The organism is Mariniflexile gromovii, assembly GCF_017814435.1.
GTDB lineage: Bacteria > Bacteroidota > Bacteroidia > Flavobacteriales > Flavobacteriaceae > Mariniflexile > Mariniflexile gromovii.
This window is the reverse complement of record NZ_JAGJCB010000003.1, coordinates 196,140-208,229: the sequence shown is the minus strand read 5'-3', so window position 1 is coordinate 208,229 and position 12,090 is coordinate 196,140. Positions and strand designations below refer to the sequence as shown.

The window sequence follows — 12,090 nt, the reverse complement described above, 5'->3', positions numbered from 1 at the left end:
TTACTTCAATAATTTACATGAGAAAAATCAGTTTTGGTTGTAATACCTGTCTTTTGGCTTAAAAACTAAAAATCTTACAATCAATATGATAAAACAAGGTAGCATTATATACTTGAATTCACTAAAAATTACTTTCAATCCCCGTTCTGAAAAAAACTTACCAATACCAAGTGGCGACACTTTTATTTCCCTAAAAGGAAAGAAGTAGCGCACATTATCAAAAGGAATAAAAAAGCCAACACCCTTCCCACCTGAGGTACAAGCATCTAAAACGCCATGAGACAGCGTTGATAAAAAAATAACCGAAAACCAAATGAGTTTACGTTGTTTACCCAAAGTAAAAGTTAAAGCACATGCCCATAAAAAGGCAAACAATATGGAATGTGTAAACCCACGATGCCCTAAAGGGTGTAGATACGGAATACCGAAATGAAAGCTTATAACATCAAAATCCGGTAAAATGGTTGAAAAAATAGCTGCTAAGAGTAACCATTTTGTATGTTTGGTGTCCATAACTTTTGTTAAGGTGAAACCAACCACACTATGGCCGAAAATGGAAGCCATTATTCTTTGTTTTTAGAATCGATGATTATGGTTACGGGGCCATCGTTAAGTAATTCCACTTTCATGTCGGTACCAAATTGGCCAGTTTGAATGGGTTTTCCTAAATCGGCTTCTACTTGTTTTACAAAAGCTTCGTAAAGCGGAATGGCAATATTTGGCTTTGCTGCCTTTATATAACTGGGGCGATTGCCTTTTTTAGTTGCTGCATGCAGGGTAAATTGGCTTACGGCAATCACATCGCCATTTACATCTAATAAAGATTTGTTCATAACACCATCATCATCACCAAATATGCGAAGATTTACTATTTTGTTTGATAACCATTTGATGTCTTCTTGAGTATCATCATCCACAATACCCAATAACACAAGGAGTCCGTTTGAAATTTCGGCAACCTTCACCTTTTCAATAGTTACGCTAGCCTTTAAAACCCTTTGAATAACGATCTTCATTCCTTCTCCCAATTATCCGTTCTGTAATGCTCATCTTCACCTTCAACAATTTGCAAATAACTGCGGTAGCGCGAAAATGCAATTTCATCATTATCCAAGGCCTTTTTTACAGCACATTTAGGTTCCTGGATATGCAAACAATTGTTAAACTTACAATCTCGTTTTAGTTTGAAAATTTCCGGGAAATAATCGCCAATTTCTTCTTTATCCATATCAACAACCCCAAAACCTTTTATCCCTGGCGTGTCTATAATTTTTCCACCAAAACTAAGATCGAACATTTCTGCAAAGGTTGTGGTGTGTTGCCCTTGACTATGAAGTGTTGAAATTTCTTTGGTTTTAAGATTCAATGTAGGTTCAATCGTGTTTACAAGGGTAGATTTTCCAACTCCTGAATGGCCCGAGAACATACTCACTTTATTGTGCATTAACGCTTTTACCTTATCCACATTTTTACCCGTAACCGCGGAAACACCAATACATTCGTAACCAATATTTCGATAAACATGTGCTAAATACCGAACTTCATCTAAAGTTTCTTCATCATAAGCATCAATCTTATTGAACAGCAATACGGTTTTTATGGAATAGGCATTGGCAGTTACTAAAAACCTATCAATAAAACTTGTTAAGGTTGGCGGGTTATTAATGGTAATCATTAAAAAAACCTGATCGATATTAGAGGCTATAATATGGGTTTGCTTGGAAAGGTTAACCGATTTCCGAACAATGTAATTGGCTCTATCATGTATGTTATAAATAACACCCGATACTTGATTATTATCTGTTTCCAACTCAAAATCTACAACATCGCCTACCGAAATGGGATTGGTACTTTTTATGCCTTGTATTCTAAATTTACCTTTTATACGGCATTCATACGTTTCGCCCAGTTCGGTTTTAACGGTGTACCAGCTTCCTGTAGATTTATAAACGAGTCCTGTCATTCAATTTATTTAAGTATTACAAATTAACAACTTTTCAATTTAACTAAAAGTGTATATTAGGTGCATAATTTCAAAAATCAAAAACAATCATGAAAAAATTATTATTATTTATTGCTTTCGGGCTGGTTTTATGCCTCGACTCCTATTCTCAAGTAGAATACAAAGTCATTACAAGTGTAGAATCTATAGTACCCAGCGGACTGGGGCGTTCTAGAATTATTAGTGCCAATGAAGACAAAAATTACAAAGAATACACCTCAACACAAACGGAAGATGACAACAGCCGAAATAAATCGGATCGTGGCGACATTCGTGTAAAAGATTTTGATGAAACTAAATTGTTGAATTTTTACAACATAGCAGGAATTCGTTTTCAGAATATTGCAGCCAATGATGCTGTAATTACTTCTAAAATAAATACGATGGTAGAAGAAGGTTGGGATTTAGCCTTTGTTACCAGTGCAGTTGAAAGTGATAGTGGTAAAGATGACGGACAAGGCATCTTTATTACCCGATATATTTTTAAAAGAAACAAGCAACAATAAAGCATAAAAAAAACGCCCCACAGTTGTGGGGCGTTTTTCTATTGATATTATCCGTTAATAATTTTCTCTTGGTGATTGATTGATTCTTGGTGAATAGCTTTAAACATTTTTAAAATGAACTCTTCACTCAAGCCTTGAGACTCACCTTCAATAACCATTTTACCCAAAATCTCGTTCCAACGTTTGCTTTGTAATACAGCAACGTTTTTAGATTTTTTAAGTGCTCCAATGCTATCGGCAGCTTTCATACGTTTTCCAAGTAATTCTATAATCTGGTTATCAACCACATCAATTTGTGCTCTTAAATTATCTAATTGCTTGTTGTAATCTGCTTCCTGATCGGTTTCTTTTCTTATTTTCAAATCTTTCATAATTTGAATTAAGCTTGCTGGCGTTACTTGTTGCGATGCATCACTCCAAGCGTTATCTGGATCGTAATGTGTTTCAATCATCAATCCATCAAAATTCAAATCTAAAGCCGTTTGAGACACATCAAAAATCATATCACGTTTTCCAGTAATATGCGACGGATCGTTAATTAAAGGAATATCTGGATATTTGTTTTGAAACTCAATAGCCAATTGCCATTCTGGGTTGTTTCTATACTTCGTTTTTTCATACGTTGAAAACCCTCTATGAATAGCACCAATATTTTTAACACCTGCTTTGTAAATACGCTCAATACCACCTAACCACAAGGCTAAATCTGGATTCACTGGGTTTTTAATCAACACAGGTTTATCAGTTCCTTCTAAAGCATCTGCAATTTCTTGCATAATGAATGGGCTAACCGTAGAACGTGCACCAATCCATAATAAATCTACATCATGCTCTAAAGCTAATTTTACATGGGCAGCGTTTGCAACCTCGGTACAAATTTTCATACCAGTTTCCGCTTTTACTTTTTGTAACCATTTTAGGCCTAAAGCACCAACACCTTCAAACATTCCTGGACGTGTTCTTGGTTTCCAAATACCTGCTCTAAAATAACTTACATCTGTATTTTTTAGCTCGTGCGCTATTTTTAATACTTGCTCTTCTGTTTCAGCACTGCAAGGTCCTGCAATTACCAACGGATGACTCAAATTCAAGTCATCTAACCACGTTCTCATTTCTTTTTTGTTTTCCATTTTTTTTGATTTACTTTAAATCTACTCTATGTGAGGGTTCACATGTTTTCGAAATAATTTTTTATAATTAATATTTACTCTTTTTCATTTCTTTTGGGCGTTACCCCTATGGGGTCGGGCTTTTCGCTACAAGTCCTCGCTCCTGCGTCGCTGTGGGTTTTCCGCTGCAATCCCTAACGCGGAAGCCTCCCCTAACCCCTCCAAAGGAGGGGAATACTTACTCCTTCCTATACATCCCTCCCCTTTGGGGAGGTTAGGTGGGGCCTTAAACAATGCCGTTTAAAATATCCTTTATATGATTAGTTTCTTTCATTTCATTAAAAATAGCATCAAAATCATCCCCTTTCATTAGATCTTTAAAATGTGTTAGGTTTGTGATGTATTCTTCTAATGTTTCTATAACATTTTGTTTGTTCTGTTTAAAAATTGGCGTCCACATTTCTGGCGAACTTTTTGCCAAACGCACGGTTGATGCAAATCCGCTGCCTGCCATATCAAAAATATCACGTTCGTTTTTTTCTTTTTCAATCACCGTTTTTCCTAGCATAAACGAACTGATGTGCGACAAATGCGATACGTATGCAATGTGCTTATCGTGCGCCTCCGGATTCATATAACGAATACGCATGCCAATAGATTTGAAAAGCTCCAAAGCTTTTTCTTGAAGCTTGAAGGTTGTTTTTTCAACCTCACAAACAATATTCGTTTTCCCAACAAACAAATCGGGAATAGCAGCACTTGGTCCAGAATGTTCCGTTCCAGCAATAGGATGCATTGCTAAAAAATTTCTACGTTTTGGGTGGTTTTCTACCACTTTACAAATATCGGCTTTTGTAGAGCCTGCATCTACCACCAAACCTGTATCAGGAATTTTATCTAAAATAGATGGCAATAGTTTTACCGTAGCATCAACTGGAATGGAAATAATAACTAAATCGGCATTAACAATATCATCTAAGGTTGCCTTTTTATCAATTAAATTAAGAGCCAAAGCTTCATCAAGCGTTGTATCTTTTCTACTGATACCGTGAATAACCACTTCTGGATATTTCTTTTTAATATCAATAGCAAGACTTCCGCCTATTAAACCAACTCCTATGATGTATATGTTCTTCATTTTACTCGTGCAATTGCTTCTTCTAAAACTTCGGTTGAGGCACATAACGAAAAGCGTATGTATCCTTCACCTTTACTACCAAAAATAGTTCCCGGTGTAATGAAAATATGGTTGTTTTTCAATATCAAATCTATGAATTCCTCCGATTTTACAAAAGCTGGTAATTTTGCCCAAACAAATAATCCGGTCGCATTTTTATCATAGGTACAATTTAATGCATCGGCCAATTGCCATACCAAATCCCTACGCTGTTTGTAAACGCTGTTTAATGCGCTAAACCACATATTGGAACATTTTAATGCTTCTACGGCTCCTTTTTGAATGCCATAAAACATCCCAGAATCCATGTTGCTTTTTACCTTTAAAACATTGTTTATGTGTTTGCTATCACCTACTACCATGCCTACGCGCCAACCCGCCATGTTAAAAGTTTTACTTAAAGAGTTCAATTCTAAACAAACCTCTTTAGCGCCTTCAACTTCTAAAATACTTTTTGGGTTATCGTTTAAAACAAAACTGTAGGGGTTATCGTTAACAATTAAAATACTATGTTTTTTTCCAAAAGCCACCAATTCTTCAAATACAGACTTACTTGGTTGCGCACCTGTTGGCATGTGCGGGTAATTTACCCACATTAATTTTACTTTAGTTAAATCTAATTTTTCTAAAGCCTTAAAATCGGGCAACCAATTATTGGCTTCATCAAGCTCATAAAACACAGGTTCTGCACCCACTAAATTAGTAACCGATGCATACGTTGGGTAGCCTGGGTTTGGTATCAATACACCATCGCCTTCATTCAAATATGCCATAGAAATATGCATAATACCTTCTTTACTCCCCATTAAAGGCAATATTTCTGTTCCAGGACTTAAATTTACTTTAAAATGTGTTTTATAAAATCCAGCAATCGCTTCCCTTAATTCAGGCAAACCTTGGTAGCTTTGGTATTTATGGGCACTCGGGTTTGAGAAACCTTCATTTAAAGCATCAACCACTTTTTGCGGCGGCTGCATATCAGGGCTTCCAATTCCTAAATTTATAATAGGCTTGCCACTTGCAATAAGCAAATTCACTTCTCTCAGTTTTTTTGAGAAGTAGTATTCTTCAACGGTATGTAATCTGTTTGCTGCCTGAATCATTTTTTTGCATTTTTATATTCACCTAATACCTTAAATCCTTGAGCCATAATCTCAATGATAGATTTAGCTTTTTTAAACTCTTCATAAGTTTCAAAAGTAACATCCACAAAAAAGGCATACTTCCAAGGTGTTTCAACAATTGGTAAGGATTGTATTTTGGTTAAATTCAACTTACAATCGCTCATCACATTTAAAATAGCAGCTAAACTGCCTCGTTTATGATCGGCTTCAAACCTTACCGACGCTTTATTTATTTGGTTTTCAGGTATTTCAGAATTCAAACGTTTTACAATAACAAAACGGGTTTCGTTATGCTTTATGGTTTGAATACTAGGTGCTAAAATATCCAGTTCAAAAATTTCGGCAGCCATAGCACTGGCAATCGCACCAACACCTTTAAGCTGTTTTTCTTGTATACGTTGGGCAACCTCGGCCGTATCTTTATCTTCGACCAATTTAATGTGCGGATGCAGTTTGAAAAATTCCATACACTGCAACAACGCCATAGGGTGCGAATAGACTTCCTTAATTTCCTTTATATTTTGATTGGGCAATGCCATTAAATTGTGCTGAATATCTAAATAATGTTCACCCACAATGTGCAATCCAAATTTGTTTATTAAAGCATAATTAGGAATGATAGAACCTGCTATAGAATTTTCCAAAGCCATAATAGCAGCATCACACTCTTTGGTTATTAAAGAATCGACTACTTGATCGAATGTTGAACATTCTATAGCATCAACAGGCTTATCAAAATATTGCTGCGACACAATATGATGAAAAGATCCTTTTACGCCCTGTATGGCCACTGTTTTTATCATATACAAAAAAAAGTCCCGATTTTCATCGAGACTTAGTATTAAAATTTATGTTTATAAATTACACATACAACGCCTCGTTTTTTCTGCTAAAGAAAAAATAAAAACCGCTAAAATATGTATAACCTACTGTTGTCTTCATAATTATGTGGCTAAAGTAATTAATATTTTAAGAAATCAAAACAGCTTAAAACCTTTTTTTCATATTTATTAAAAGTTTTAAATATTTTACAGCAAAACATACATTACATTAGATAATCATTATTTTTGAATAAATAATTTTAAATATGTCAATACAGGTAGAAGGCGTTTCTAAACTTTACGGAAACCAAAAAGCGTTGAACAACATCTCTTTTAAAGTTGAAAAACCAGAAATTGTTGGTTTTTTAGGTCCTAATGGTGCGGGAAAATCGACCATGATGAAAATTTTAACCACTTACCTAGATTCCAGCGCAGGCATTGCTACCGTAAATGGTTTTGATGTAAACACAAATAAGCAGCAAGTACAACAAAGTGTGGGCTATTTACCGGAGCATAATCCACTTTATTTAGACATGTATATTAAGGAGTATTTGGCTTTTAATGCGCGTATTTACAAAATTAAAAAAGAGCGCATTGAAGAGGTCATCGAACTTACCGGATTAACACCTGAAGCCCATAAAAAAATTGGGCAACTCTCCAAAGGGTATCGCCAGCGTGTTGGTTTAGCCAATGCTTTGTTACACAATCCTGATGTTTTGATTTTAGATGAGCCTACCACAGGTTTAGACCCCAACCAATTGGTTGAAATTAGAAACCTCATAAAAAACATTGGCAAAACCAAAACCGTATTTCTTTCTACCCATATTATGCAAGAGGTTGAAGCTATGTGCGACCGCGTTATCATCATCAATAAAGGTGAAATTATAGCCGATAAAAAACTTAAAGATTTACACGAAAACAAAGAACAAGTTGTTATTGTTGAATTTGATTACCGCGTTGAAGATGCATTTTTATTAAAGTTGCCAAAAGTTAAAACCGTGGTCAATACCCACGATTTTGTTTATGAAATAACCTTTTCAACTTCCGAAGATATGCGTTCGCATGTATTTGATTTTGCTCACGACAATAAATTAAAGATTTTACAATTGAACCAAAAAAACGCGAGTCTAGAATCACTTTTTAGAGATTTAACTTCAAAATAGTTTCATAAATCTATTAGTCATTTTTTTAATATTAGTAGAAGTATGACCAATATCATCTTTACTAAAAAATGCACACATTAACTTTGCTACAACATTTTTAACAATAAAATAAGCATAATTGTTATATTTAAAAGCGTGTAACAATTATCTTTATAAAACTACAAAAACACAAGATGAGCAAAGGAATTTATGTAGCTACCATGGAACCAAACAGCGGTAAATCGGTTGTTGTTTTAGGTTTAATGCGTATGCTTTTAGGAAAAACAGCCAAAGTTGGTTATTTCAGACCTATTATAGGAGATTTAGATGCTGATGAAATGGACAACCACATTAGTACCGTTTTATCGCATTTTGAAATAGACATCAATTATAAAAAAACCCATGCCTTTACCAGAAATGAAGTTTTAGATTTATACAATCAAGGAAAATCGGGCGAGGTACTGGATGAAATCATTAAAAAATACAAATACCTTGAAGAACGCTTTGATTTTGTTTTAGTTGAAGGTACCGATTTTTCGCATGAAAACTCTAGCATTGAACTGGATTTGAATATCCTGATTTCCAAAAATTTAAGTCTACCCGTTATTATCGTGATGCAGGGCGACAAAAAAGAAAACAAAGAAATTGTAGATGGCGTTCAGTTGGCTTATGATACGTTTAGAACCTCCGTTGATGTACTTTCCATCATGACCAATAAAGTAGATGCAAATGAAATTTCTGCTTTAAAAGATTTATTACAGAAACGTATTAGTGCCAATACAAACATTACGGTTATTCCAAAAATACACACCCTATCAAGCCCTACGGTGAAAGAAGTGGTAAAATCACTTGATGGCAAAGTACTTTTTGGCAAAGACATGCTAAACAACCTCATAGACAGTTTTAGTGTGGGCGCAATGCAACTACGCAACTATCTTACCCATTTAAAAGAAAATGCGTTGGTAATTACCCCAGGAGATAGAGCCGATATTATTCTAGGGGCGTTACAAGCCAATATATCCAAAAATTATCCTAAAATTTCTGGTATCATTTTAACGGGTGGATTAATTCCTGAAGAGCCTATTTTAAAACTCATTGAAGGGCTTTCTAGCGTGGTGCCCATTATTAGTGTTAACGAAGGCACTTATTCGGTAACCAATAAAATTGGCAATATCAAATCTAAAATATATGCTGAAAACGATGAAAAGATAACCACCTCCATTTCAACATTTGAAAAACACGTAGATACCGATAAACTTGCGGACAGATTGATAACCTTTGAATCTGGTATATTCACACCTAGAATGTTTCAATATAATTTATTGCAACGTGCTTTAAAAAACAAAAAACACATTGTATTGCCTGAAGGTTACGACGAGCGCGTTCTCCATGCAGCAGCTAGATTAATTACTGCACAAGTTGTTAATTTAACTTTGATAGGCGATGTAGATAAAATAAAAGAGCGCATTGAAAAATTGGATATCCCTTTAGACATTAATGATATAAATATTGTAAATCCGCAAAGTTCACCATATTTTGAAGATTACGTAAACACTTTTTATGAATTAAGAAAGCATAAAAATGTGAACTTAGAAATGGCAAGAGACGCCATGTCTGATGTATCATATTTTGGAACGATGATGATTTACAAAGGGCATGCCGATGGCATGGTATCTGGCGCAGTACACACCACGCAACACACCTTACGCCCTGCTTTACAGTTTATAAAAACCAAACCAGGTGTAAACATTGTATCATCTATTTTCTTTATGTGTTTGGCGGACAGGATTTCGGTTTTTGGTGATTGTGCCATCAACCCAAACCCAAATGCACAAGAATTGGCTGAAATTGCCATTTCATCTGCACAAACTGCTAAAGATTTTGGTATTGAACCCAAAGTTGCAATGTTATCTTACTCCTCAGGTTCATCAGGAAAAGGTGCCGATGTAGAAAAAGTAAGAGAAGCTACAGAAATAGTTAAAATTGAAGCACCCACTTTAAAAATTGAAGGCCCAATACAATATGATGCAGCCGTTGATATGCGTATTGGAAAAAGTAAATTACCCGATTCTGAAGTTGCAGGAAGTGCCAGCGTTTTAATTTTTCCCGATTTAAATACCGGTAACAATACCTATAAAGCCGTACAACGTGAAACGGGGGCCCTCGCTATTGGCCCTGTGTTACAAGGCTTAAACAAACCCGTTAACGACCTAAGTAGAGGTTGCACCGTAGACGATATTTATAGCACCGTTATTATAACCGCCATTCAAGCTCAAGAAAACTAAATATGCAAGTACTCATTTTAAATTCAGGGAGTTCTTCCTTAAAATTTCAATTATTTTCAATGCCTAAAGAAACCATTTTATGTTCTGGAATTGTAGAACGTATTGGTTTTAATGATTCCATTTTTAAATTTAAAACTGATAAAGATGCTGTGGAATTGGAATCGCAAATTTCAAACCATAAATCAGCTTTAAAATTAGTAGCTCAACATCTTTTTGATAAAAATATTGGTGTTGTAAAATCGGCTGAAGACATTGAAATAGTTGGGCACAGAGTTGTTCACGGTGGTATTTATTTTAGTAACACTACAGAAATCACCACTGAAGTTAAAGAAAAAATAAAAACACTTTCGTCTTTAGCACCCTTACACAATCCTGCAAATTTAGAAGGTATTGTAGTTGCCGAAGATATTTTCCCAAACGCTAAACAAGTAGCTGTTTTTGATACAGCTTTTCTTCAATCTATTCCTGAGAAAGCTTATAAATATGCCATTCCAAATGAATTTTTAACCGAACACAATATACGTTTATATGGTTTTCATGGAACAAGCCATAAATACGTTTCAGAAAAAGCGATTGAATTTTTAGATAAAAAAGAATCTAAAATTATCACTATTCATTTAGGTAACGGTTGCAGTATGACGGCTGTAAAAAATGGAAAAAGCATCGATCACTCCATGGGGTTTTCTCCATTAGATGGATTAATAATGGGAACACGGTCTGGAGATATTGACCCTTCGATTGTTTTCTATTTGAAAGACAAATTAAAATACAGTCTAAAAGATATAAATACGCTTTTAAACAAACAAAGTGGGATGCTAGGGCTGACAGGTTACAGCGATTTAAGGGATATTGAAACCATGGCGGCAAAAGGCAACAAAGATTGTGTTTTGGCTTTACAAATGAATGCTTATCGCATTAAAAAATATATTGGAAGTTATACTGCAGCCCTAAACGGATTGGACGCAATTGTATTTACCGCTGGCATTGGAGAAAACTCAAATTTTATGCGTCAGTTAATTTGTGAAGATTTGGACTTTTTTGGAATCAAATTAGATTTTGAAAAAAACGATACACGTTCAAAAGAAATACGAGAAATAAATCAGAAAGAGTCTAAGTCTAAAATTTTGGTTGTTCCTACTAACGAAGAATTAGAAATTGCGAAACAAGCAATGGAATTAATTAAAAATTAAGCGTCCTTTATATACTTCTTGAACATCTACAATGGGAGGCTCTGTTACCGAAATAACATTTCCAGTTCCCGATATTCTTCCAGTTAAAGATTGTTGTGGATTTACAATAATGTCATTTGAGCTTCGGTTCCAAAATACCACATTTTGGGCAATTAAATTAGCACCTTCAAAACGTGAAGTGCCAGCTGCCAAAGTAATATTTAAGTTATTTGTTTTCCCAGAAATATAACAATTGGATAAGTTGTTAAATACTAAATTAAAATTATCATTATCCAGTTGCAACTTAAAATTTCCATTTGTAAAACTATCGGGTGCACTGTAATCTTCAGCTAAGACAGTTAAATTTTGGTAAGTTAAGACCCCATCTGAGATAATATTGTATTGTGTTGAACTTCTAATTTCTGTAATATTTGGTGACGTTACATACACTTTTGTAACCCCATAATCGCGCACATAATTACATGTGTTATTGTCGGTAAGAATCAATTTCCCTTCTTCTACAACTGCTTTAACATCGTTAAGCAAATTCTTGCCAGTTTCAATAATTACTTTTTGTTCGATACCTTCTTTAATTATTAATTCGATATCTCTATTCACTAATATTTTATCAAAAGTAGACACGCTTATTTCTTGCTGAACAATACTTCCCGTAGTTTGAAAACAATCGCCTACATTTTCACTATTGCAAGCCATCATCAAAACAGAAATTAATATGTAACCTAGTTTTTTCATAT

12 protein-coding genes are annotated in these 12,090 nt (G+C 34.7%); 4 read left to right on the top strand and 8 right to left on the bottom strand.

Features of this window, described 5'->3' with window-relative positions; translation table 11 throughout:
- Window positions 1-27 precede the first annotated feature (27 nt).
- The 3 genes from J8H85_RS04560 to rsgA are packed head-to-tail and all read right to left on the bottom strand — an operon-like array spanning window position 28 to window position 1,963.
- Complete coding sequence (locus J8H85_RS04560; RefSeq protein ID WP_209653097.1) at window positions 28-564, bottom strand: metal-dependent hydrolase; 537 nt, start codon at window positions 562-564, stop codon at window positions 28-30.
- Window positions 564-1,016, bottom strand: coding sequence for a D-aminoacyl-tRNA deacylase (gene dtd / locus J8H85_RS04555; protein WP_209653096.1), 453 nt, complete (start codon window positions 1,014-1,016; stop codon window positions 564-566). Before dtd ends, J8H85_RS04560 begins: the two co-directional genes overlap by 1 nt.
- Complete coding sequence (gene rsgA, locus J8H85_RS04550; RefSeq protein WP_209653095.1) at window positions 1,013-1,963, bottom strand: ribosome small subunit-dependent GTPase A; 951 nt, start codon at window positions 1,961-1,963, stop codon at window positions 1,013-1,015. The genes dtd and rsgA overlap by 4 nt, the downstream gene beginning before the upstream one ends.
- A gap of 89 nt (window positions 1,964-2,052) precedes the next feature.
- On the opposite strand from rsgA, the gene J8H85_RS04545 reads away from it, so the two are divergent.
- Window positions 2,053-2,508, top strand: coding sequence for a hypothetical protein (locus tag J8H85_RS04545; RefSeq protein ID WP_209653094.1), 456 nt, complete (start codon window positions 2,053-2,055; stop codon window positions 2,506-2,508).
- Between the two features lie 47 nt (window positions 2,509-2,555).
- Here J8H85_RS04545 and J8H85_RS04540 read toward each other — a convergent pair whose 3' ends face one another.
- From J8H85_RS04540 to J8H85_RS04525, 4 genes are all read right to left on the bottom strand, one after another.
- The gene (locus tag J8H85_RS04540; protein ID WP_209653093.1) at window positions 2,556-3,638 is read right to left on the bottom strand and encodes a bifunctional 3-deoxy-7-phosphoheptulonate synthase/chorismate mutase type II; all 1,083 of its coding nucleotides are present in this window, start codon (window positions 3,636-3,638) and stop codon (window positions 2,556-2,558) included.
- A 265-nt stretch (window positions 3,639-3,903) separates the two neighbouring features.
- A complete protein-coding gene (locus J8H85_RS04535; protein ID WP_209653092.1) occupies window positions 3,904-4,755 on the bottom strand; it encodes a prephenate dehydrogenase in 852 nt (283 codons plus the stop codon).
- The gene (locus J8H85_RS04530; protein WP_209653091.1) at window positions 4,752-5,897 is read right to left on the bottom strand and encodes a pyridoxal phosphate-dependent aminotransferase; all 1,146 of its coding nucleotides are present in this window, start codon (window positions 5,895-5,897) and stop codon (window positions 4,752-4,754) included. The genes J8H85_RS04535 and J8H85_RS04530 overlap by 4 nt, the downstream gene beginning before the upstream one ends.
- Window positions 5,894-6,721, bottom strand: coding sequence for a prephenate dehydratase (locus tag J8H85_RS04525; protein ID WP_209653090.1), 828 nt, complete (start codon window positions 6,719-6,721; stop codon window positions 5,894-5,896). The genes J8H85_RS04530 and J8H85_RS04525 overlap by 4 nt, the downstream gene beginning before the upstream one ends.
- Before the next feature lie 284 nt (window positions 6,722-7,005).
- Between J8H85_RS04525 and gldA the strand changes: the two genes are divergently transcribed.
- From gldA to J8H85_RS04510, 3 genes are all read left to right on the top strand, one after another.
- Window positions 7,006-7,902, top strand: a complete 897-nt coding sequence (gldA, locus tag J8H85_RS04520; protein WP_209653088.1) for a gliding motility-associated ABC transporter ATP-binding subunit GldA — start codon at window positions 7,006-7,008, stop codon at window positions 7,900-7,902.
- 173 nt (window positions 7,903-8,075) lie between these two features.
- Window positions 8,076-10,166, top strand: coding sequence for a phosphate acetyltransferase (pta, locus tag J8H85_RS04515; protein WP_209653086.1), 2,091 nt, complete (start codon window positions 8,076-8,078; stop codon window positions 10,164-10,166).
- A gap of 2 nt (window positions 10,167-10,168) precedes the next feature.
- A complete protein-coding gene (locus tag J8H85_RS04510) occupies window positions 10,169-11,356 on the top strand; it encodes an acetate/propionate family kinase (protein ID WP_209653084.1) in 1,188 nt (395 codons plus the stop codon).
- Here the strand turns inward: J8H85_RS04510 and J8H85_RS04505 are convergent.
- Complete coding sequence (locus J8H85_RS04505) at window positions 11,342-12,088, bottom strand: head GIN domain-containing protein (protein ID WP_209653082.1); 747 nt, start codon at window positions 12,086-12,088, stop codon at window positions 11,342-11,344. The two genes, J8H85_RS04510 and J8H85_RS04505, sit on opposite strands and share 15 nt — an antisense overlap.
- Window positions 12,089-12,090: the final 2 nt, after the last annotated feature.

Bases quoted from the DNA above. Each gene is read 5' to 3' on its own strand.
- J8H85_RS04560 (WP_209653097.1), bottom strand. From the start codon at position 564: ATGGCTTCCATTTTCGGCCATAGTGTGGTTGGTTTCACCTTAACAAAA.
- dtd (WP_209653096.1), bottom strand. From the start codon at position 1,016: ATGAAGATCGTTATTCAAAGGGTTTTAAAGGCTAGCGTAACTATTGAA.
- rsgA (WP_209653095.1), bottom strand. From the start codon at position 1,963: ATGACAGGACTCGTTTATAAATCTACAGGAAGCTGGTACACCGTTAAA.
- J8H85_RS04545 (WP_209653094.1), top strand. From the start codon at position 2,053: ATGAAAAAATTATTATTATTTATTGCTTTCGGGCTGGTTTTATGCCTC.
- J8H85_RS04540 (WP_209653093.1), bottom strand. From the start codon at position 3,638: ATGGAAAACAAAAAAGAAATGAGAACGTGGTTAGATGACTTGAATTTG.
- J8H85_RS04535 (WP_209653092.1), bottom strand. From the start codon at position 4,755: ATGAAGAACATATACATCATAGGAGTTGGTTTAATAGGCGGAAGTCTT.
- J8H85_RS04530 (WP_209653091.1), bottom strand. From the start codon at position 5,897: ATGATTCAGGCAGCAAACAGATTACATACCGTTGAAGAATACTACTTC.
- J8H85_RS04525 (WP_209653090.1), bottom strand. From the start codon at position 6,721: ATGATAAAAACAGTGGCCATACAGGGCGTAAAAGGATCTTTTCATCAT.
- gldA (WP_209653088.1), top strand. From the start codon at position 7,006: ATGTCAATACAGGTAGAAGGCGTTTCTAAACTTTACGGAAACCAAAAA.
- pta (WP_209653086.1), top strand. From the start codon at position 8,076: ATGAGCAAAGGAATTTATGTAGCTACCATGGAACCAAACAGCGGTAAA.
- J8H85_RS04510 (WP_209653084.1), top strand. From the start codon at position 10,169: ATGCAAGTACTCATTTTAAATTCAGGGAGTTCTTCCTTAAAATTTCAA.
- J8H85_RS04505 (WP_209653082.1), bottom strand. From the start codon at position 12,088: ATGAAAAAACTAGGTTACATATTAATTTCTGTTTTGATGATGGCTTGC.